This window comes from Flammeovirga sp. AWQ4_249 (genome assembly GCF_056161045.1).
Map to the genome: position 1 here is coordinate 80,791 of NZ_JBSWYJ010000021.1, position 22,690 is coordinate 103,480.

The following is a 22,690-nucleotide window of genomic DNA, read 5'->3' on the forward strand; positions in this document are numbered from 1 at the left end:
TTTTTATTGATTTTGTCTTTAATTAATATTTTTTTTCTCTATGATAGCCTCGGCAAACCATTTATATTCTTCGATAAAAATATCTACATTTTTTTCAAAACTAGGATCTAATAATACACCTTCATGGTCTACATGATCTTGTACATTGGCTACAGTCATCATTCTATAAATAGGATAAGCCATTAACGCTAAAACTTGTAGTTGTAATGCTTGAGCAGCTCTAATTCCTCCTAGTGCGCCAGCTGAAACACTAATGACTCCAATTGGCTTCCTTTGATAAGTACTTTTAGGATAGAAATCAATTGCATTTTTTAATGCGGATGAAAAACTACCATTATATTCAGGTGATGCAAATAGTAATCCATCTGCTTTATCTAATATTTGACCAAGTTTTTTTACATTCTCATCAGAGTTTTCATGTAATGTTTGATGTAGAGGAGTAAGTGCATACTCTTTTAAATCGATGACTTCTACATCTAAAGAAAACTGCTCTTTCATTCTTTTGGCAATAAAAAGAACAGCTCCATGTGTTTGTCTATCATCTCTAACACTACCGGAAAGGATTACAAATTTCATTTTTAATGTGTTTTATGTTCAGGTAGTTTGAAATTAGAAAAAAGTAAAACAAAACACATTAAAAACAGCTCTATTTTTTCATCTAATTATTTAAAGATGTCAATATATTATAACCGTTTATCTAAATTTGTGATTTTCTATGTTAATTACTTTAGAAACAATTTAAAAGACTTCCATCAAACCATACATCAATGAAAAAGACATTAGCAAGTGATAATTACTCAGGAACAAACCCTGAAATTTTAGAAGCTTTAGCAAAAGTAAATAGTGCACATCAAGGTTCTTATGGAGCAGATGACGCGACAACTGCTGCAACCAATGTTTTTAAAAAATTATTAAAAGAAGATATTGATGTTTATTTCACAATGAATGGAACAGGAGCAAATGTGACTGCATTGTCATCTGTTTGCCCCTCGTATGGAGCTGTCATCTGTTCTTCAGTAGCACACATTAATGTTGATGAATGTGGAGCACCTGAAAAATTCGGTGGTTTTAAACTTTTAACGATCGAAAAAGAAGATGGTAAAATAACTCCAGAAGATATTGCTCCATTTATGGTCAATTTAGGCGAACAACATTGGTCTCAACCAAAAGTCGTATCAATTACTCAAGCTACAGAGTATGGAACAGTATATACTTGTGAAGAGATGAAAGCCATTGCTGATTATGCTCATGAGAACGGTCTATTATTACACGTAGATGGTGCAAGAATCAGTAATGCAGCTGTGTCACTTGGCGTATCTTTTAAAGAAATGTTAGTGGATACAGGTGTCGACTTTGTGTCATTTGGAGGTACAAAAAATGGATTAATGTTTGGTGAGGCAGTCATCTTCTTGAATACAAGTATTTCAAAAGATTATAAATATGTCAGAAAACAAGGTATGCAATTACTTTCAAAAATGCGCTTTATTAGTGCTCAGTTTGAAGCGTTGTTTGGTTCTGACTTATGGAAAACAAATGCATTGCATGCTAACAACATGGCTAAAAGACTGGAGGAAGGCTTATCAAAAGTAGATGGAGTCCAAATTACTCAAAGAGTGGAAGCCAATGGTGTATTCGCTATCTTACCCAAAGAAATAATTCCTGCTTTACAAGAGCAATCTCCATTTTATGTTTGGAATGAACAAACACATGAAGTACGTTTAATGTGTTCTTTTGATACAGCTGAAGAAGAAATCAATGCTTTTATTGAAAAATTAGAAGAACTTACTTCTTTATCTGTTTAAGCATATTATTTATAAAGGATTAAAGGTTATTAGTTATTGATATTCAATGGACTAATAACCTTTTTTTAAAACAATTTTTTCTGAGAATAGTTTATTATCTGTACACTTCAAAAACCTAACTATTTATTCTCATGAAAATCATCGCAAAATATTCCTTCCTAATGTTTTTTGGTTACTTATTGTTGTTTCTAACGATGAAAGCCTTCAACCTTTATCATGTAATTGAACTAAGAGCATTGAATTTTATCATTCATGCATCAGGACTTTTGTATGCACTTAAAGAAATACAAAAAGAAGATCCATCTAAATTCGGATATGTAACAGGTTTTCTGGATGGTATGAAAATTTCTTTGCTAAGTGCAATTCCTTTTGCTCTATTTATGATGATTTATCTCACATTTATAGAACCTGAATTTCTTGCTTATTTACAACAAGAGGCTTTAACGGGAGCATACATCACAAGAGGAACGTTATTCATAGGTTTATGCATGGAAGCTTTTGGTTCAGGTGTTTTAATATCCTATTTAGTAATGCGATACACAGTAATGGTTACAAGACCATATAATTCATAAAACTTTTATAATTGTATAAAATTTTTTTAACTCTAGGAATTACTTCTAGAGTTTTTTTGTATATGTGTAAATGTAACTTAATAAAGAAAATGCTATCCTTAATTAAGATTTTTTTATAATAATCTGATCTTAAAATAAATTAACCCGTAATAAATTAAAGAAGAAATTATAAAAGTCTAATAAGAATGAACTAATTGGTATGATATTTTGTTCAAAAAAATCGTACTTAAAATCTACTACATTTAATTATTACTTATTTATAGAAAAACCTCTCAAAATTTTTCGCTCAATGAGGTTCTTCTTCAAATGTTATCTAAATCTTATTTTTTGAAATCTAACTATATGTCAGTTTTAATGTTAGCTGATGTTTAGTTAAAAGCTTAATGTGTTATGAAAAAATTATACTGTACTATTATTATATTATTTTTAATTCCAATTTCAGTTATGGCTCAACTTTGTTTGACTCAACCAACTGGAACTACTTGGAATGAGTCATGCTCATATGCTGATTTCACAGAAAGAGTAGATTTTGGAATAGTAAACAATAGCGATATTACCTTAACTGTTGACAATTTTACTTTTGGGTCAGTAAATGGGTTTGGTGATGATTTAACTTTTACAGTTCCAGTAGGTTCTACATTAACAATAACAGGAAATTTACTAATAGAGTATAATGTTACTTTGTTAGTTAATGGTACTTTAAATGTTGATGGAGGTATAATTGTATCAGGAAGTGCTTTTGGAGTTGATAATGGAGGAGCTACTTTCAATATTTCTGGTTCTGGTAATATAAATACTTCTTATTTGGAAAGTGGCTGGGCAAATGATGCTTTTGGAAGAGATCCTGCTGCTGATGGAGGTTTCACAGGGGAATTACCAGTCGAACTTACATTTTTTCAAGCAACAACTACTTCTACTAGTGTAAACTTAGAATGGGAAACAGCTACAGAATTAAATGCATCTCATTTTGATGTTCAACGTTCATCGGATAGGAAAAACTGGGAGACGTTAGGTATTGTTCAAGCAAATGGAAATTCACAAACAGCAATATCATATGAGTTTGAGGATGAAAGCCCTGCTACAGTAGCTTATTATAGATTATTTCAAGTTGATTTTGATGGAGCAAGTGAAGTTTTTGGACCAATTCAAGTGAATTTTGGTGAAGGGAAGCTTCCTTTAAATGCAGTTGTAATGCCCAATAATATTTCAAATGGAGAGTCTATTCAAATTGGAATGTCAGGATTAACATTAGGATCAGATTTAAAAATTACTGTGTACAATAATCAAGGATATACAGTAGTAAATAAAAATATTAAAAATATAGAATCGGGTACATTACTAAAAATGATGGATTTTACTCAAAATTTACAAAAAGGGATGTACTATATTGTTTTCAATTCTGGGAATGAAATTACGAAAGAAAAATTACTAGTTAGATAATTGACTTCTTTCTTTAAAAAAGCTCATGGTTAAATAAATCATGAGCTTTTTTTGTGCTTAATCTTCTAATAATTCAATTTCATTTTCCTTAGTAATTAAAGATCTTTAGAAATAATGTAATCTATGAAAAGTGCTATTTTTAGGTGTTTGTAATAGCGCTAAATTGAGAGTGTTTAATATTAAATATCTGATTCTTTTTATGTTAATATTCATCTTAAATCTTGACTTTTATTTTTATTTAATAATATTTGTAACTGTATAAGCTATTATACTAATGAATTATCGATCTTATAATTCGTTTAAATCTTATTATTAAACTAGTCTACTCATTATTTAAGAAATACTATTCATCTGAAAAGAAGCTACAACTGCACACTAATAAATTAACAACTAAACTGAACGATTATTGGTGTTATCAATCTTTCTATTTCTAAGATGAATTAAACTAAATGTATCATGAAGAAAATATTTTTATCTATACTATTAACAAGTCTGAGTCTTTATTCTTTTGGGCAATGTTCATTACCTTCAACGTTAACTGCTGGTATTACATTTACAGATGGTTGTAGTTTAGGAGCAGGTGAAGTTTTTACTTCTAATAGAAATAACCTCAATAATTTTGCAACCTATGAATTAATTGTTGAAAGTAATGAGAACGTAACTTTAAATTTTTCTGAATTAAGTATTAATGGCAGTTCTATTATTCAACAAATTCTTTTAAATGTTAAAGAAAATGGAACTTTAACAATAAAAGGGACTTTTAATTTGGGAGAGCATGCAGCTTTAGAAGTAGCTGGTAATTTGATAATTGAAGGGGATTTCAATACACCTGGAACTGATGTAGGATATCCCGTGATTTCAGTTTATGCTTCTGGTAATTTAGCAGTAACAGGTAATGCTGAAATAAATGATACAAACGGTGTAATTGAAGGTACTTTTACAGAAAATGGTGGAGATGAAGTAACAGGGCCAAACTTACCAGTAGAATTAACATATTTCGAAGCGTCTTCTAAAGATGGAGCTACTTCATTAACTTGGGAAACAGCTTCAGAAGTAAATTCTTCTTATTTTGAAGTTGAAAGATCAACAGATAAAAAGAATTGGTTTTCTTTAGGTTCTGTAAATGCTGCAGGAAATTCTCAAACGCTTTTGAAATATTCATTTGTTGATGAGGAAGCTTTACCAGGTGCTTATTATAGATTAAAACAAGTAGACCTTGATGGACGTACAGAGTATTTCGGTCCAATTGAAGTATTACAAGAAGGAGTGAATGCAACTTTGTCTGCTGTAATAATGCCAAATCATATTTCAGTAGGAGAATCTTTACAAGTTAGTTTATCAGGATTATCATTAGGTGCCGATGTAGGTATTCAAATTTATAATAATAAAGGTAATCTAGTTTATACCGAAGAAATTAAAAGCGTTTATTCTAATACACTTTTAAGACCTATGAATTTCCAGAATATTCTTGGTTCTGGATTATATCATGTTGTTCTAAAGTCTGGAAATAAACTAGTTAAAGAGAAATTACTAGTAAAATAATAGCAATAAATTTTTAATGAAGAGGTCTATGGTTGTAAAATCATAGACTTTTTTTGTGCCTAAAATCGTGATAAAAATGAAGAAAATCTCAAAAACCTTTCAATGTAATGAATATTAGGTCTCCCATTATGTATAACTATCAATAACTTGATTCTCATGAAAAATAATAAAAAAACACCCCGTTTTTGATGTACTATTTTAGTCTAATAAGCCAATTCTAGTTCGATTTAAACCATCTTTTTCAAGAATTTATTACGATTCATAAATCAAGATAATCCAACTAAGGAACTATCATCCCGTTTGAAATAACATAACAACATTACACTGAAAACTAAAATTAAATGAAAACTAAAACCACTTTTTTATAAGTGAAAATAGATTACTTATTTTTTGTTTCAACTAAATATTTAATAACCATTAGAATAAAATACTAGTCCGTTATTTATTGTTTTTCAAATTTTTAAAGACACTTAAAGTGATTTTTACAGAAGTTATTTTTTGAATAAATATTTAGGTAAAAGAGTATATATAACGAGTGAAATAATAAGATTGAACAGTGCCATTAGTTTCTAATGGTACTGCTTTGTGTTTAATTATTTTGAAAAACCAAGATGTTGAATTGCAAAATTTACTAATTCAGGAGAAGAATTGAAATTCAGTTTTTTCAATATATTTTTTCGGTGAGTAGTTACTGTATGAGGACTAATATGTAGCTTTTCAGAGATTTGATTACTACTTAATCCTTCTGCAATTGATAGAATAATCTCTTTTTCTCTTTTGGTTAAATTAGTTTTAGTAGTAGACACAAATTCATCAAATAGTACCTTTTGTACTTTTTCTTCTTTGAACTTGATCATGCCTCTAACTCCTTCATATACAACACTGTGATTTACTTCAAAACATACTCCAGCTGAGAGTGCAGGTAAGTTATCTTCATTAAATTTTACATAAGAAGCATGTTCAATTATTGACTTCTCAGTTCCATTAGGAGTTTTAATCTTATAATGTAACTCAAAAACACATCTTTTTTGATCTGAAGGAGAAAACTGAGAAACTACTTTATTCATTTTTGGAAATAATACACTGCTTAAAGTTTCAAAATCCTCTTTCACAAGTAAATCTTGAAGTATTGAGGTTCCTTTATTAGCAAAATCTACATCCTCAAAACCAAAAAGAAGATGAACATCTTGTCCCATATGTAGGTATTTTTGTGAATGTAGATCTAATACATATGGAACAGCCGTTGCAGGGAAATTCAGTTGAGTAAAAAGGATATAAGGCTGTAAATAGCGATCAATTTCTTGTTTAGAAATCCCTTTTTGAGTCCATAGATTGTCAAGATAGTCTTGATAAGTAGAAGTAGATGTAGACATAAAAAAATAGCATAGAGTTATTAAGAATAACAATATGCTACTTTTTTTTGATATACGATATATATATTTATTTTTTTGCTTCAAAAGCTTCAATTGGTAAGTCAGTTGCAATTACATCAACTCCCAATTTCCAGGCTTCTTGATATTCTTGTGTTCTTTTCTTAGCATCTTTTACTTTGTCACTTGTATGGAATGTTGCAGAAATACAGTAGATTCCCTCTTTGTGTAATTGCTGATATAATGCAGCATCTTGAAGTTTTACACCTGTAAAAGCAATCATTCTATTGAATGGAATTCCAGAATTCTTAGCAGCTTCCCATCCTTCAGAATCCATGATTGTAACAGAAATCATAAGTTCAGGAGCCAATTGATGGACTAATTTTGCATCTTCCCAATTATAAGTAATCACAGCAGCATATTTTTGAACTCCTGCTTCTTGGATAGCTTTCACAACTTTTTCAAAAGGGACACCACGTTTTACATCAACAGTAAGTAATGCATTTCCTTTTTTTGTCCATTTCAATACCTTTTCGAAAGTATCAAATTTATATTTTGTCAAATTACCTTCATCGTCTTTTAGACGGATTTTTTGTAATTCTTTCCAAGTGTAATTTCTAACAGATCCTGATCCTGTAGTTGTTCTGCCAAGTTCATTGTCATGCATTAAGAACATCACACTGTCTTTACTCATTTCAACATCTAATTCGATAACAGGGACATCAACATATTTAATAAGGTGCTTGAAGGTAGGAATACAGTTTTCTGGAAAACCAATGTATGGACCTCCTCTGTGTGCACTTACTAATTGCTTAGGTGTTGATGCATTATAATCAAGGTATTTGTAGAGATCGTCTACATTTTTAAAATCTAATGATTGTGCTTGGATCTGAAGCGAACCAATAAAAAGGAATAAGGTAATTAGAGTTGTTCTCATTTTTTTATTGTAGGGATAATGAAAATTAGATGAGAAAATAAAAACGTGCGTCTATAAGCCGAGTTCTGTACCTCCATTGCAAGCAATGTGGTCCCTGTCATTTATCTAGGCCTACAATCGCTCGTAGGCTCCATCGACCTACCCATCTTATCTGTTTTAACAACAATGAAGCGAGCAACTTCATTCCCGAAGGACAATAAGACCTATTTGGTCTTTCATCTCACAAGGTTTACCATGCCATTCATGTCACCACAAATGCGGTGAGCTCTTACCTCACCGTTTCACCCTTACCCGAAGGCGGTTTACTTTCTGTTGCACTTTCTGTCACCCATTACTGAGTGCCTTCCCGTTAGGAAGTGTGATGCTCTATGATGCTCGGACTTTCCTCTTCCATAAGGAAGCGACAAGGCGACGCACGTTTACCACAAAGTTAATAGTTAAGACTTAAGAGTGAAGATTTAATAATGAATAGTTAACAGTTTTTATCATACAGCCTTCAGAAAGAACATTTTAATGTTAACTGTCAACTATTTATTAACTTTGCATTTGAAACAAAGTCATATAAACATGAAAATTAAAGAAGCCGAATTTGTCACAAGTAATACAGATGCCACTAAATGTCCTGAACCAAAGATTCCGGAATATGCATTTATTGGTAGATCGAATGTAGGTAAATCCTCTTTGATCAATGCTTTTACGGGTAAAAACAAATTGGCAAAAACCTCTTCTACTCCAGGTAAAACACAATTGATCAATCATTTTATCATTAATAATGAATGGTATTTATGTGATTTACCGGGTTATGGCTATGCTCAAGTGAGTAAAACAGAGAGAGAAAAATTCATGAGAATGGTAAGAAAGTATCTTGCTACAAGAGAAAACTTAATGTGTACTTTTGTTTTAGTGGATATTCGTCACGAACCATTGCGAAATGATTTAGACTTCATGGCTTGGATGGGTGAGAAAGAATTACCATTTGCGATAGTTTTTACAAAGGCAGATAAATTAGGTCAAGGTAAAATCAGTAAAGCGGTTGCTACTTATAAAAGAGAATTAAAGAAGCAATGGGAAGATTTTCCTCCTATGTTTATTACTTCTTCAGAAGATAAAACCGGCGTGAACGATTTGAGGAAATATATAGCAGATATTAATTCTTACTGGGAATCATAAAAAAGTTTGAATCTTTTTTTGCTGAAAATCAGGTCTATTTAAATTAGTTTGCATTTTTTTTAATTTTAGATTTTGCAAATTCAAAAAATGCTACTACTTTTGCCACGCTTTAAAGGAAAAACGTTCCTAAAAATAAAGCAGAATTTGAAAATATCTTCTCCTTTAGCTCAGTTGGTTAGAGCATCTGACTGTTAATCAGAGGGTCCTTGGTTCGAGTCCAAGAAGGAGAGCTAAAAAATCAAATTCATTCTCCTTTAGCTCAGTTGGTTAGAGCATCTGACTGTTAATCAGAGGGTCCTTGGTTCGAGTCCAAGAAGGAGAGCAAAAAATAAAATTCCTCTTTAGCTCAGTTGGTTAGAGCATCTGACTGTTAATCAGAGGGTCCTTGGTTCGAGTCCAAGAAGAGGAGCACAAGCCTTAGCAGAAATGTTAAGGCTTTTTTGTTGTCCAAAGATGACTGAAATCCCCAAAATAATAATATTATCTTATTGAAATCATAAGAGTTAGCGGATAAATCAATTATCTTTGCCGAGCAATTTTAAAAATTAATGTATCCTATCTAATTACAGATTAGATACTTTATCATATTGAAATCAACCAATAAAGATATTTTTTATGAAAGCATACGTTTTCCCAGGACAAGGAGCTCAGTTTACTGGTATGGGTAAAGAGCTTTACGATTCTAATGAAGAAGCAAAAGCACTTTTCGAAAAGGCAAACGAAATTCTTGGTTTCCGTATCACGGACGTAATGTTTGAAGGTACTGCAGACGAATTAAAGCAAACAAACGTAACTCAACCTGCTGTATTTTTACATTCTGTAATCACTGCTTTATGTGCAGATGAATTTACTCCAGATGTTGTTGCAGGTCACTCTTTAGGTGAATTTTCTGCATTAGTAGCTTGTGGAGCATTAAACTTCGAAGATGCTTTACAATTAGTAGCGAAAAGAGCTGCAGCGATGCAAAAAGCATGTGAGATGAATCCATCTACAATGGCTGCTATCTTAGGCTTAACTGATGAGGAAGTAGAAAAAGTATGTGAAGGTGTTGAAGGTGTTGTTCCTGCCAACTATAACTGCCCAGGTCAATTAGTGATCTCAGGTAGCAAAGAGGGTATCGAGAAAGCATGTGAAGCAGCAAAAGAAGCTGGAGCAAAGAGAGCTTTACCTCTTCCTGTAGGTGGTGCATTCCACTCTCCATTTATGGAGCCTGCAAAAGAGGAATTACAAAAAGCAATTGAAGAGACTGTGTTAAATACTCCAAAATGCCCAATCTACCAAAATGTAGATGCTAAGCCTCAAACTGATCCTGAAGTAATCAAGCAGAATTTAATTGCTCAGTTAACTGCTCCTGTAAAATGGACGCAAATTGTTCAAGCAATGATTGCTGATGGGGTAACTGAGTTTATTGAATGTGGACCTGGTAAAGTTTTACAGGGTTTAGTGAAAAAAGTAGACCGTAAAATGCCAACTTCTTCTTTATAGGAGAATGATTAGGTTTAATTTAATATAAGAAGCACTGTTGTGGAATTGATCTGCAGCAGTGTTTTTTTATGCGTAAATGGCAGTTGATATAATATCAGTAAGGTGATTTTTATAGATAGGTGTACTCAATGCAAATTCAACTCCCATATTAATAAGTTGTTTTCTTGCTCCTTCTAATGAATAAGGCGTTGTACCAATAATAGTGATGTCTCTATTTTTATCTTGACAATAAGTTTGTAACATGTCTATTGTTTCTTGTAGCTGATTACCTAGTGTTTCAGCATCTAAAAAAACCATTCTTACAGAAGTATTATCGATAAGAGTTAATAGTCTAGAAGTTTCAGAAATTACATTGATTTCTAAACCTTCATCAGAAAGCATCTTTTTTAGATAATGTGCATTGATAATATTATCATCAACCACAATTGCTGTCTTCTGTACTTTAGGCTTTTCTATACCATTTGTAAATGCCATCGTCATATTAGTTGTATCTTGGTCCTAAATTCTTTGTGTATCTTTAGCTTTTCTCTTTATAAATAACAGTTATCAAACTAAATTTATCTATGACGAGAATCAAGCTTTTACTATTATTAACGGAAAAAAGTAATAAATCGATATATGATTGTAAGAAAAAATGTAAAAAATATTTGTAAAAGTTCATTTATCGTAATCTTTCTAATTGTCAGTGTATTAAGTAGTTGTAACCAAAAAGGGGACGGAGACTGGCAAAAAGAGCGAAAAGTGGCTACTGAGGTACAAAATCCAGATGATGATTTTTTAGTCACATTAGAAACAAAGTATGGTGTAATAAAAATGATATTATTTAAGGAAACACCCATACATCGTGCAAATTTCATCAAATTAGTACGTCAAAATTACTATGATAGTTTGCTGTTTCACAGAGTGGTAGATGGATTTATGATTCAAGGAGGGGATCCAGATTCTAGATTTGCAGATCCAGGGGAGAGTCTTGGGAAAGGAGAAATAGGAGAGCAATTACCTGCAGAAATAAATTATAAATATTTCCATAGGAAAGGAGCTTTGGCGATGGCTAGAAAAGGGTCTTTAAACCCTGAAAAAAAGTCAAGTGGTTGCCAATTTTATATTGTACAAGGAAGAACTTACACAAAAGAAGAGCTTTACGATACAAAAACAGATACTAAAAAGGTAAATCAATACTTTTCTTCCTTAATTGATGACCCAGAATATTCTCGTATTGGAGAAGCATATGCACAATTAGGAGAAAGAGGTGATATTGAAGGACAAAAGAAATTAATGAAAAGGTGTATTCCTTTAATGGAAAAAAAATATGATGTTAGTCTGATTGATAAACCGACTAGGAAAGAACGAAAAGCATATACGACAGTAGGTGGAACTCCTTTTCTAGATAGAGAATACACTGTGTTTGGTCAAGTCGTCGAAGGTTTGGATGTAATAGACAGTATCGCAGCTCAAAAAGTAAACCGACAGAAAAGACCTCTTGAAGATATCAAAATGTCAATGAAAGTAGAAGAAGTGCCCTCTATTTACATTGAACAATACAAAAAAACATTACACTTATAAACATATTTCAATTATGAAACTATTCTATTCATTACTTATTTCAATGCTTTTGTTTGGATGTAATTCTCAAACGAAATCAGATGTATCATTTTATGGAGCCTCTTTTGATACAGAGGATGCAATTGCTTCTACTTCATTGATGGATGAACTCAATCAAAAAGAAAAAGTATCAATTAAACTTGAAGGGGAAATTCAAGGAGTATGTCAAAAGAAAGGCTGTTGGATGAAATTACCGTTGGATGAAAGTGGTCAAGATGTTTTTGTGAAATTCAAAGATTATGAATTTTTTGTACCAATGGATGCTACAGGAAAAAAAGCAGTAATTAATGGTGTTGCAACTAAAGAAACTATTGATGTAGCCACATTAAAACATTATGCTGAAGATGCTGGAAAATCTCCTGAAGAAATAGCAAAAATAGATAAGCCACAAGTGAAATATACTTTTATGGCTGATGGTGTTGCAATTGAAAATTAAGATGAAAATCAAATTATCTTTAATCACCACACTTCTTTTCTTTATCATAATAAGCATTAGTTGTGATACAAAAGAAAAACCAAAAGTAGTTCAGTATCCTAATGGAGGTTCTGAATTAGCTTTATTAATGAGAAGTGCAACGGATCAATTAGAACAACAAAAAATGGCTGTTCTTAATGGAGAATCACTTCAAAATTACCCCTTAGATGTTTCCCATCTTTTAACAGCTATACCTACAGAAGAAGGTAAAAATTTAACAGATGGATATCAACAGAAAGCGGATCAATTCCTGAAACATATTCAGAAAAGAGATTCAATACCTATTTCAGGGCAGATTGAATATTATAATATGACCGTTTCCATGTGTGTCAATTGTCACACAACGGAATGTCCAGGTCCCAATATGAAGATTAAAAAGCTGTATATTAAACAATAACCTTAAGGTGAAGTTACTATGGAAAAAAGTACTTCACCTTTTTTATGCTTTCAAGTTTTAGTTTTCTCCTAAATCAACTTTAATGACATCGAAAAACCTGCGTTTTAACATAAACAATAGTTTACATGGAATATTTTTTAAAATTAATTAAAATAAAACCTTGGAAACTTTTTTATTACTTCGGGTTTCCCTATGTTTGTCTCAACAAATAACGCTTAGTTATTTCATTCAAACTTTTAATATGTCTAACTAAATCATTCGGAATATTCATCGTGGTGGTAAATGATCAATTACGGATACGAATCATTAAAGAAGCACGACATCAATTTCAAGGACAAGGATTAAAAAGAGTAACAATGTCAGATATTGCTGAGCAATTAGGCATTTCTAAAAAGACCTTGTATAACGTTTTTAGCAACAAAAAAGAACTCATAGAATCTACTCTTGCCTATCATATGGAAGAAGATTCTAGATTTATAGAAGAAGTAGGTAATCTTAATACAGATGGGGTATATAAACTCGCTAAAGTATTTACTTTTTTCTATGAAAGAATGCGTGCGATAAACCCTTCAGTGTTCATGGACCTAAAGAAATTCTATCCAGAAATTTGGAAGAAATATGAATGCCATAAAGAAGGTTGCTTTCATGAAACGTTAATTGAAGTGATAGAACAAGGCTGTTCAGAAGGCTATTTCTATCAAGATATTGATGTTGAGATGTTAGTGATAATGCGCATGTGGCAAGTTGAAGCAGCTTTTGATCCTTCAATTTTTTCACATGATCGGTTTCCATTAGCAAAATTGCAATTGGAATTTTTCAAACATTTTATTCGAGGTATAGCAAGTCCTGACGGTGTCAAATTATTGGATAAATACCTAGAAGATTTAATCACAAACGGAACACAATCTACAAATTTATGAAAAACGTCCTTAAAGGGGCGGTAGCTTTATTAAGCTTACTGTTTAGTTATCAACTATCTGCACAAGAAACCTCTACTACTGAAGATGGTACGCCTTTATACAGTGTGCAAGATTGTATCAATTATGCCTTCAAAAATACGGGTGTAATCAAAAATGCAAAATTAGAAGAAGGAATTTCTCAAGCGAAAGTGGGAGAAATAATCTCTATTGGTTTACCACAAGTTAGCTTTGATGCAAACCTTATCGATAATTATAAAATTCAAAAAGCTTTCTTACCTGAAAATGCATTTGATCCTGATGGAGACCCTAATAAAACTATTGGTGTTGAGTTTGGAACAAAATACAATTCAAATTTACAGCTTCAAGCCAATCAATTAATCTTTGATGGTACATTCTTTATCGGTGTACAAGCAGCAAAAGTATATACTGAATTAGCTTCAAAAGAATTAATTAGATCTAAAATTGATGTTGTTGATGCAGTAACTCAAGCCTACTACTATGTTTTAGTGCAAAGGGAGTTTTTAAAATTGATTATTGAAAATAGAGAGATTTTAGAAAGCCTTTTCAACGAGACAAAAGCAATGTATGAAGCAGGTATGGTTGAGGAAACGGAATTAAACCGTATCGAAGTGAATTACAATAGCCTTGTTATTCAAGAAACTCAGTCGAAGCAAATGAATATTATTGCTGAGAAGCTATTAAAATTCCAAATGGGAATGGATATCAATGAAAATATAGAGTTAGCTGAAAAATTAGAAAACTTTAGAGATTTCATTGTTACCCCAACTGATTTAGCGAGTGCTCAAAACCGTATTGAATATTCAATTTTACAAACAAATATCAGATTGAACGATTATGATATTAGAGCTGTAAAAGCTGAATATTGGCCTAAATTATTTGCCTTCGCAGCTTATGGATATAATACAGGTGGGCAAGAAATTGCTGGTCTTTACGGAGATGACCGTACTTTTGGTAATGTTGGCGTTTCTTTGAACATTAATGTTTTTGATGGTTTAAATCGTCACAAAAGAATCGAGCAAAGAAAACTTAAAGGACAACAGCTATTAAATACTCGTTTAGATTTAGAAAGACAGATTTCAATTGAGCAAGAGCAGTCTAGAATTTTATTTGAAACAAATATGGCGACATTAAATCTTCAAGAAAAGAATATGGGTGTTGCTGAGAAAGTATATACTAATACTCAAATTAAATTTAAAGAAGGTGTTGGTTCATCAGTTGAAGTAACAACTGCTTCACAAGATTATGCACAGGCATCTACTGACTTTTATACATCTCTTTACGAAGTATTACTTGCAAAACTGTCTTACGAAAAAGCAAATGGTCGTCTTCTTGATTATGTAGATGATGAGAATCACGCAGAAGACGAAAAAGTAATCAAGAAAAATAACGGCAAATAAAAAAAGAAAAAAATAGATATGAATTCTAGATATAAATTAATCGCACTATTGTCTGCAGCTTCAATACTCGCTTCTTGTGGTGGTGAAGAAGAAGGAAATACTTTAGAAGCAAAGCAAGCTCAACTTATTGAATACAAACAACAATTAGTAGAGGTAGAAAGTAACATTAAAGCATTAGAAGTAGAAATCAAGGAAATGGGTGGCAATAAAGTAGATGCTAACACATTGAAGCCTGTTACTATTTTTGATGTAAATATGTCCACTTTTAATCACTTTGTAGATGTACCTGGTGATGTTACTTCGAGTAAAAATGTTGTGGTAGCTCCTGAAACAACTGGTCGTATCATTAAAAGATATGTAAGAGAAGGTGCTTACGTGAGAAGAGGTCAATACTTAGCAAAATTAGACGTTGAGTTAGTTCAAAAACAAATTGATGAGGTCAATACAAATTTAGAATTAGCAAATGTCTTGTATGAAAAGCAAGAGAAACTTTGGAAACAAGGTATTGGTTCAGAAGTTCAATTTTTACAAGCAAAAAATAACAAAGAATCTTTAGAAGCTTCATTGGCTAGTTTGAAAGAGCAAGAACATAAAGGGTATGTAGTTGCACCAATTTCAGGAAAAGTAGATGAAGTTTTCATGAAAGAAGGAGAAATGGCGCCAGCTGGACAGCCTTACGCTCGTCTTGTAGATGTTTCTAATGTAGAAGTTGTAGCGGATGTTTCTGAAGCTTACAGTAGAGTTGTAAAACGTGGAGACAAAGTAAAAGTACGTTTTCCAATGCTAGATATTGAAAGAGATATGCGTGTCGATGTAGTTGGTCAAACAATTAATCAAGTCAACAGGACTTTCAAAATTAGAATGCGTTTATCTGAAAAAGATTTGAACATTAAGCCAAATACAATGGCAATTGTGACAATCAATGACTTCTCTCAAGACAGTGCAGTGGCTATTCCTAGTAATTTAGTACAGAAAAATACAAAAGGAGAGACATTTACCTATGTTCTTGAAAACAAAGACGGTAAAGATAATGTTGTCAGAAAAGTAAATATTGAAACAGGTAAATCTTACAAAGGCAACACAATGGTGACTTCAGGAATTTCTTCAGGAATGAAGGTGATCGATAAAGGTTATTCTGAAGTGATCAATGGTGAGCAAGTAAGAGTTGTTGATTATCAAATTTAATTTGAGGCAAACTAATGGAAGAAAATAAAAACATAAACTTAAAGAAAGAAGAACCAACCAATTCTAAGGAATTCGGTTTGAGTAGCTTCTCGATTAATAACAGTACTTCGATATTTATCCTTACTGTAATTATAGCAGTTTTTGGAATGGTTTCTTATGTCGGAATGCCTAAAGAGCAATTCCCTGAGATTCGTATTCCTATGGTATATATCCGTACGATGCACCCTGGTAACTCTCCAGTAGATATCGAATCATTGATTACTCGTCCTATTGAAAAGGAATTGAAGTCAATGAAAGGTGTGAAAGAAATTATTTCTACTTCTGCTCAAGATTTCTCTGTTATTACAGTTGAATTCAATGAAGATGTAGAAATTTCTAAAGCACTTCAAGATACAAAGGACGCAGTGGATAAATCTAAAAGTGAATTGCCTACAGATTTAGATACTGATCCTGATGTACAAGAAATGGACTTTTCAGAGATTCCAATTATGGTTATTAACCTTTCAGGTGATTTTGAAATTCAAAAACTGAAAGATTATGCGGAAGATCTTCAAGATGAATTAGAAGAGTTTAGAGAAGTATCTAGAGTAGATATTACAGGTTCTGTAGAAAGAGAAATTCAAATCAATGCAGACCTTTATAAAATGGATGCGATGCAATTGGCATTCTCTGATATCTCTAATGCAATCGCAAATGAGAACGTAACAATGTCAGGTGGTGATGTGAAAATGGGAAATGGTTTCCGTAGAGCATTACGTGTAGATGGTGAGTTCAAAAATGTTGAAGAGATCAGAAACGTTATCGTAAAATCTGAGAATCAAAATACTATTTACTTAAAAGATCTTGCTGAAATTAAAGATAGTTATGTTGAACGTAAGAGTTATGCTCGTTTAGCCTCTTCAAACTTTAATGCAAAAGGTGCTTACCCAGTAGTTTCTTTGAAAGTTGTAAAAAGAGGGGGTGAAAACCTTATTGATGCAACAGATAAGATTATGGCTTCATTAGACAAAGCGAGAGCTACTTACTTACCTAATAATCTTGATATTGTAATCACTGAGTCTCAATCAAATGAAATGAAGGCTTCTCTTAATAACTTAGAGAACAGTATTATTTCAGGTATGATTCTCGTAGTTATTGTACTTCTATTCTTCATGGGATTAAGAAATGCAATGTTCGTAGGTATGGCTATTCCATTATCAATGTTCTTGTCATTCTTAGTATTAAGTATGATGGGTGTTACAATTAACATGGTAGTGCTTTTCGCTTTAATTCTTGCTTTGGGTATGCTTGTGGATAATGCAATCGTAGTGATTGAAAATATCTATCGATTGAGGGAGTCAGGTATGACAAAGAAAGAAGCGGCAAAACAAGGTACAGGTGAGGTAGCATTAGCGATTATCTCTTCTACAGCAACAACTTTAGCAGCCTTCGTTCCACTTGCATTTTGGGGTGGAATCATGGGTGAATTTATGAAGTATTTACCGATTACTTTGATCACTGTATTAGCATCGTCTCTATTTGTAGGTTTGGTAATCAACCCAGTGATAGCTTTCAAATACATGAAGGTCGATTCTGAAGAAGCATACAAAACTATTCATAAAGGAAAAGTTAAGGTTGGGTATGTTCTAACAGGTATGGCAATTGTTGCTTTGGTATTAAAATTTGCTGGAGGCCCTGAAAAGACTTATTCTTGGTTTAATATCTTCTTACTAGGAGCAAGTATCGCATTCTTGGATGGTATTTTCTTAAAGAAAATGGCTTATTTTTTCCAAAATACAGTACTAACAAAGTTAGAGTCTATTTATTTAACTACACTAAAATGGGCTTTAAGTGGAGCTAAACCTTATGTTTTAGTTGGTGGAATCACAATTTTCTTAATTTCTGTTTTTGCACTTTTCGGAGCAAAAATAGGTAGTGGAAAAGTAGAAATAGAATTCTTCCCAGATTCTGATCCTAGATATGTTTACATGTACATTGAGGCTCCACAAGGAACCGATGTAGAGGAAACAAATAAAATAGCTTTAGATCTAGAGAAAAGACTGTATAAAGAATTAGCACCTTACAGTGATATTATTGAATCTATTGTATCAAATGTAGGTGAAAATACGAATGATCCTCAAGATGGAGCAGCTAATACTGTAACACCAAACAGAGCGAGAATTGCTGTTGGATTTGTACCATTTGAAAAACGTAATGGAAGAAGTTCTGTAGAAGTAATGACACTCTGTGCTCAAATCGCAAAAGATATTCCTGGTGTTGAGATTGTGACTGATAAAGAACAAAATGGCCCTCCTACTGGTAAGCCAATCTCAATTGAGTTGACTGGAGAAGACTATTTAGTATTGATCAAAGAAGCAAGTAATATGAAAGCTTTGATCGAGCAATCAGGAATTCCTGGTATCGATAAATTATCTATTGATATTTCAGTAAGTAAGCCAGAATTATTGGTGAATATTGATCGTAACAAAGCAAGACGTTTCGGAGTTTCAACAGGTTTGTTAGCTCAAAACATGCGAACTGCCATTTATGGTCAAGAAGTATCTAAATTCAAAGATGGAGAAGATGATTATCCTATTCAATTACGTTTAAAAGATGAGTATCGCTATGATTTATCAACTTTAAATGATCAAAGGGTAACTTTCAGAGATAATCAAGGAACATTCCATCAAGTTCCTGTTTCTTCTGTAGCAAAACTAGATTATAGTTCTACCGTAGGAGAAATCAAAAGAAAGGATTTAGATAGAGTAGTAACTCTGAGCTCAAATGTTTCGAAAGGTTATAATAATCAAGTGGTAGTTGATAATGTGAAAAGTTTACTTTCAACATACGAAATGCCTGCTCAATACAATTATAAATTTGGTGGAGAACAAGAAGATCAGGCTGAATCTATGGCATTCTTAGGAAAAGCAATGTTAATCGCGATGTGTGCTATTTTCCTTATTCTTGTATCTCAGTTCAACTCTTTTGTAAAACCGTTTATCATTATTGCATCAGTAGTATTCAGTATGATTGGTGTATTCTTAGGATTAATCATCTTTGGTGATAAATTCTCGATTATCATGACTGGTATTGGTATTATTTCATTAGCTGGTATTGTAGTTAATAATGCAATTGTATTAATTGACTGTGCGGACCAATTAGTAGTTGCGAAAAAGATAAAATTAGGAATGGAACCTGAAGATCGTTTACCGATAAAAGATCTTATTGATTGTATCCAACAGGCAGGTTTCACACGTTTACGTCCAGTTTTATTAACTGCGATTACAACCGTTCTAGGATTAATTCCATTAGCAACGGGTATGAACATTGATTTCTTTGGAATGTTTGCTCATTATAATCCAGATATCTATTTTGGTGGTCCAAATGCAGATACTTGGGGACCAATGGCAATGACAGTAATTTATGGTTTAACTTTCGCTACTTTCTTAACATTAGTGATTGTCCCAGTAATGTTATTGTTAGCTGAAAAGCTAGGTTGGTTCATTGATGATTTATCTTCAAAAAAGAGTCCGAAACAGGAAGAAGAAGCAGTATATTAATAAGAGTGAAAGGCTGTAAATTACAGTCTTTCATATTGCATAAATAAAAAAGGGTAAGAATCTCATAGAAATTCTTACCCTTTTTATATGTTTAAATGATGACTACCAAACTGTTTCAGCTGTGGCTTTACTATTCATCATTGCTTTTCTCATTTCGATCACTTTATCTATACCTTCTTCTAAAGGAGTGAAATCACGATCAAGAATTGTTTTCAATTTATCAACATCAGGTTGTCTTCTTGTCATGTCACCTTCTTTTAATGGTGGTAAATGAATAATTTCAGAAGATGATCCTGTTTTTTTAATAATGATCTCAGCTAATTCTTTAATAGTAGTAATTCTGTCATTACCAACATTAATAACATCGTTCACTACTAAACCTTCTTCAAGCATTTTAATAGTTGCATCAAGATTATCTTGAATATAAAAGAATGTTCTTGTTTGTGAACCATCACCATAAATTGTAATAGGTTCATTTCTTAAAGCTGCATCAATAAATTTAGACATTACAAAGTCAGTACTTTGTTTTGGTCCATAAGTGTTAAAGAAACGAAGGATTGTATAATCTAAATCGAACTCTTGCTTAAATGAACGGCAATAAGCTTCACCTACGTTTTTAACGATCGCATAAGGTAGTCTAGAATTCAAAGGAGTTGTATGCTCATGTTGTGGTAAATGAACAGGTTCTCCATATACTTCTGAAGAAGACGAGAAGAAAACTCTCTTCACACCTGTATTTTTAGATAACCTCAATACGTTATCCATTCCTTGAAGATCTTCAAGTACCATTACAGGGTTTTCTAAAGTTCTTTTTACACCTACAACTGCAGCATAATGAAATACATAGTCAAAATTGTAAGCGGTCATGATAGCAGCAATTTCTTCATAGCGATTCACATCACATTTGATGAATTTACAGTTTTCATGTGTTGGGACTTTCCACTTTTCGCCAGTTAATAGATTATCAACACAAACGACAAAGTTATCAGGATTTTCAAGTAACTTATCTGCGACAGAACTAGGGACAAAACCAGCTCCTCCAGTAATCAGAAATTTCTTCATTATTTTTAAATCTACCTCTATTTATAAAAAATTATAGAGTAAAAGGTGTAAGACATACAATAGAGTAATATCCTTTCGGACAAAGATAAAACGTTGAGAATTAATTTTCTCAATCATTGTTTCTATTTAATATAATAATTTTTAGGTATTTATTTCAAGGAATTGCTTAATAGATTTCTTAGTTGCGAGTAATATTAACTTATCGCCTTTTTGTAATACGGACTTTAAATCCTTTGGATTTCGGATGAGATGTTCTTTATATACAGTTACTCCTAGATGATTTCTTTCTTCAAATAATCTTCTAAGTGCAATAATATCAGCATTATAAGTGACTTCTATATCTAAATCTTCTAAATATTTCCCATATAATCTTCGAGGAACTATTACCTCAACAATTTCATAATTGTCAGGTAATGTCATGAAAGATTGAATTTCAGGGTTTAATAGCATTTCAGCAGTCATTTTACCAACTTCATCTTCTGGTAAAATAATTTCAGTTACTCCTAATTTTTGTAGAATAATCATTTGTTGCTCACTAACAGCTCTAGCAATGATTCTTTTTACATTTAATTCTAGGAGTAATACTGTTGTTAAGAGAAGACCTTCTACGTTTTCTCCAATAGCTAAAAGCACAGCATCCATTTCATGAATTGACTGTGCTTTTAGTGCTTTTATATCTGTAGAGTCAAGGGCAACAGCATAAGCGACATCATCTTTTACGATATCAACTCTTTCGATTTCTCTATCGATTGCCATGACTTCAGCACCTAACTTTGAGAGGTTCTTAGCGACTGAAGTACCAAATTGTCCGAGACCAATAATTGCAAATTTACCTTCCGCCATAGTATTTATGAATAAATCAGACGGGAAGTTATACTCTTAAATTTTCTGAAGCAAGTATGTTTTTACAACTTCTAGTGCTTTATCGAAATTAGAATCATTTCTTACAATAATATCTACCGTTTCTTTGTGCGGTTTGATATAGTTTTCATAAGCCGGCATTACATGGTTTTCGTATCTATACAATACATCATTAATGTCATATCCTCTTTCAACATTATCACGTTTGATACGTCTACTTAATTTTAGATGTGCTTTTGCTTCAATGAAAAGTTTTAAATCAATAATATCAAAAACTCTTGGATCGTGGAATACAAAAATACCTTCAAGGATAATTACTTTCTTAGGATAGAAAGTTAACATCTTTGGTTCGGCAGCGGCATTATTGAATGTATATTCTTTGATTTGAACCTCTTCTCCATTCTTTAATTTCTGAATATCTTGATAGAATTTTTCAAGATCAATAGAGTACGGAGTATCAAAATTCTTAATACCTTTTTTATCTTCAGGTTGTTTATCTTTTTCGATATAGTAGTTATCCTGAGATACTGTACAGATATTTTCTTCGCCGATTAATTCTGTCAAATTTTTAATAAAGGTAGTTTTTCCTGAACCACTACCACCAGTTATTCCGACTATGTAAGGAGTTTCCATCGATTGATTTTTCATAAAACAATACTTCAAAATTAATACATCTATCTTATAAATCAGTATTTTATATAGTTTCATTAAAAATTAAAAAGGATATCCTCCTAGAGTACAAGATTTATCAGTATTTAGAGCAAAAATACCCATTTATGGGTATTGTCTGATAACCACCTAACCGGTAATTTTGTAAGGTAAGCTAGTGAAAGAGTTTACAATTAGTTTTTCCACAACTGAAGAGAAAACTAATAATAATGTTACCGTGTATCATATTAGACAAGATTTGACT

Annotated in this window: 20 protein-coding genes, 3 tRNA genes and 1 other RNA gene; 16 read left to right on the forward strand and 8 right to left on the reverse strand. The window is 32.2% G+C overall.

From position 1 onward, the window contains the following. Positions 1-18 precede the first annotated feature (18 nt). Complete coding sequence (locus ACXAHM_RS15925; protein ID WP_474961615.1) at positions 19-576, reverse strand: NADPH-dependent FMN reductase; 558 nt, start codon at positions 574-576, stop codon at positions 19-21. A 191-nt stretch (positions 577-767) separates the two neighbouring features. Between ACXAHM_RS15925 and ACXAHM_RS15930 the strand changes: the two genes are divergently transcribed. The 4 genes from ACXAHM_RS15930 to ACXAHM_RS15945 all read left to right on the forward strand — a co-directional run bounded on the left by ACXAHM_RS15930 (position 768) and on the right by ACXAHM_RS15945 (position 5,356). After that, positions 768-1,802: a threonine aldolase family protein gene (locus tag ACXAHM_RS15930; RefSeq protein ID WP_474961619.1), complete on the forward strand. Its 1,035-nt coding sequence runs from the start codon at positions 768-770 to the stop codon at positions 1,800-1,802. Positions 1,803-1,933: 131 nt separating this feature from the next. After that, positions 1,934-2,374 carry a hypothetical protein gene (locus ACXAHM_RS15935; RefSeq protein ID WP_474961623.1) on the forward strand — a complete coding sequence of 147 codons (441 nt, stop codon included), beginning with the start codon at positions 1,934-1,936 and terminating at the stop codon, positions 2,372-2,374. 390 nt (positions 2,375-2,764) lie between these two features. Continuing rightward, positions 2,765-3,814: a T9SS type A sorting domain-containing protein gene (locus ACXAHM_RS15940; RefSeq protein ID WP_474961628.1), complete on the forward strand. Its 1,050-nt coding sequence runs from the start codon at positions 2,765-2,767 to the stop codon at positions 3,812-3,814. Between the two features lie 456 nt (positions 3,815-4,270). After that, positions 4,271-5,356, forward strand: a complete 1,086-nt coding sequence (locus ACXAHM_RS15945) for a hypothetical protein (RefSeq protein WP_474961632.1) — start codon at positions 4,271-4,273, stop codon at positions 5,354-5,356. A gap of 593 nt (positions 5,357-5,949) precedes the next feature. Here ACXAHM_RS15945 and ACXAHM_RS15950 read toward each other — a convergent pair. From ACXAHM_RS15950 to rnpB, 3 genes are all read right to left on the reverse strand, one after another. After that, the gene (locus ACXAHM_RS15950; protein WP_474961635.1) at positions 5,950-6,729 is read right to left on the reverse strand and encodes a response regulator transcription factor; all 780 of its coding nucleotides are present in this window, start codon (positions 6,727-6,729) and stop codon (positions 5,950-5,952) included. Between the two features lie 67 nt (positions 6,730-6,796). Next, the gene (locus ACXAHM_RS15955; protein WP_474961638.1) at positions 6,797-7,663 is read right to left on the reverse strand and encodes a glycerophosphodiester phosphodiesterase family protein; all 867 of its coding nucleotides are present in this window, start codon (positions 7,661-7,663) and stop codon (positions 6,797-6,799) included. 38 nt (positions 7,664-7,701) lie between these two features. Further along, an RNA gene (rnpB, locus tag ACXAHM_RS15960) (RNase P RNA component class A) lies at positions 7,702-8,083 on the reverse strand. Positions 8,084-8,230: 147 nt separating this feature from the next. Between rnpB and yihA the strand changes: the two genes are divergently transcribed. From yihA to fabD, 5 genes are all read left to right on the forward strand, one after another. Next, a complete protein-coding gene (gene yihA / locus ACXAHM_RS15965) occupies positions 8,231-8,833 on the forward strand; it encodes a ribosome biogenesis GTP-binding protein YihA/YsxC (protein WP_474961642.1) in 603 nt (200 codons plus the stop codon). 156 nt (positions 8,834-8,989) lie between these two features. Next, positions 8,990-9,063, forward strand: a tRNA-Asn gene (locus tag ACXAHM_RS15970). An 18-nt stretch (positions 9,064-9,081) separates the two neighbouring features. Continuing rightward, a tRNA-Asn gene (locus tag ACXAHM_RS15975) sits at positions 9,082-9,155 on the forward strand. Positions 9,156-9,168: 13 nt separating this feature from the next. Continuing rightward, positions 9,169-9,242, forward strand: a tRNA-Asn gene (locus ACXAHM_RS15980). Between the two features lie 206 nt (positions 9,243-9,448). Then, positions 9,449-10,318: an ACP S-malonyltransferase gene (gene fabD / locus ACXAHM_RS15985; RefSeq protein WP_474961647.1), complete on the forward strand. Its 870-nt coding sequence runs from the start codon at positions 9,449-9,451 to the stop codon at positions 10,316-10,318. A gap of 66 nt (positions 10,319-10,384) precedes the next feature. Here the strand turns inward: fabD and ACXAHM_RS15990 are convergent, their stop codons facing one another. Then, on the reverse strand, positions 10,385-10,792 hold the full coding sequence (locus tag ACXAHM_RS15990) for a response regulator (RefSeq protein WP_474961651.1): 408 nt from the start codon (positions 10,790-10,792) through the stop codon (positions 10,385-10,387). A 144-nt stretch (positions 10,793-10,936) separates the two neighbouring features. Between ACXAHM_RS15990 and ACXAHM_RS15995 the strand changes: the two genes are divergently transcribed. The 7 genes from ACXAHM_RS15995 (at position 10,937) to ACXAHM_RS16025 (ending at position 19,854) form a co-directional block, all read left to right on the forward strand. Next, positions 10,937-11,881 (forward strand): peptidylprolyl isomerase, encoded by a 945-nt coding sequence (locus ACXAHM_RS15995; protein WP_474961653.1) that lies wholly within the window; start codon positions 10,937-10,939, stop codon positions 11,879-11,881. Between the two features lie 13 nt (positions 11,882-11,894). Continuing rightward, positions 11,895-12,356, forward strand: a complete 462-nt coding sequence (locus tag ACXAHM_RS16000) for a DUF4920 domain-containing protein (protein ID WP_474961657.1) — start codon at positions 11,895-11,897, stop codon at positions 12,354-12,356. Position 12,357: 1 nt separating this feature from the next. Then, a complete protein-coding gene (locus ACXAHM_RS16005; protein WP_474961659.1) occupies positions 12,358-12,792 on the forward strand; it encodes a hypothetical protein in 435 nt (144 codons plus the stop codon). A 275-nt stretch (positions 12,793-13,067) separates the two neighbouring features. Further along, a complete protein-coding gene (locus ACXAHM_RS16010; protein ID WP_474961662.1) occupies positions 13,068-13,712 on the forward strand; it encodes a TetR/AcrR family transcriptional regulator in 645 nt (214 codons plus the stop codon). Continuing rightward, positions 13,709-15,130 (forward strand): TolC family protein, encoded by a 1,422-nt coding sequence (locus tag ACXAHM_RS16015; RefSeq protein WP_474961665.1) that lies wholly within the window; start codon positions 13,709-13,711, stop codon positions 15,128-15,130. The genes ACXAHM_RS16010 and ACXAHM_RS16015 overlap by 4 nt, the downstream gene beginning before the upstream one ends. An 18-nt stretch (positions 15,131-15,148) precedes the next feature. Next, positions 15,149-16,315: an efflux RND transporter periplasmic adaptor subunit gene (locus ACXAHM_RS16020; RefSeq protein ID WP_474961667.1), complete on the forward strand. Its 1,167-nt coding sequence runs from the start codon at positions 15,149-15,151 to the stop codon at positions 16,313-16,315. A gap of 14 nt (positions 16,316-16,329) precedes the next feature. Continuing rightward, positions 16,330-19,854 carry an efflux RND transporter permease subunit gene (locus ACXAHM_RS16025; protein WP_474961669.1) on the forward strand — a complete coding sequence of 1,175 codons (3,525 nt, stop codon included), beginning with the start codon at positions 16,330-16,332 and terminating at the stop codon, positions 19,852-19,854. Positions 19,855-19,956: 102 nt separating this feature from the next. Here ACXAHM_RS16025 and ACXAHM_RS16030 read toward each other — a convergent pair whose 3' ends face one another. The 3 genes from ACXAHM_RS16030 to udk form a co-directional block, all read right to left on the reverse strand. Continuing rightward, positions 19,957-20,916 (reverse strand): NAD-dependent epimerase/dehydratase family protein, encoded by a 960-nt coding sequence (locus ACXAHM_RS16030; protein ID WP_474961671.1) that lies wholly within the window; start codon positions 20,914-20,916, stop codon positions 19,957-19,959. 141 nt (positions 20,917-21,057) lie between these two features. Next, complete coding sequence (locus ACXAHM_RS16035) at positions 21,058-21,768, reverse strand: potassium channel family protein (protein WP_474961689.1); 711 nt, start codon at positions 21,766-21,768, stop codon at positions 21,058-21,060. A 27-nt stretch (positions 21,769-21,795) separates the two neighbouring features. Continuing rightward, the gene (udk, locus tag ACXAHM_RS16040; protein WP_474961673.1) at positions 21,796-22,425 is read right to left on the reverse strand and encodes a uridine kinase; all 630 of its coding nucleotides are present in this window, start codon (positions 22,423-22,425) and stop codon (positions 21,796-21,798) included. Positions 22,426-22,690: the final 265 nt, after the last annotated feature.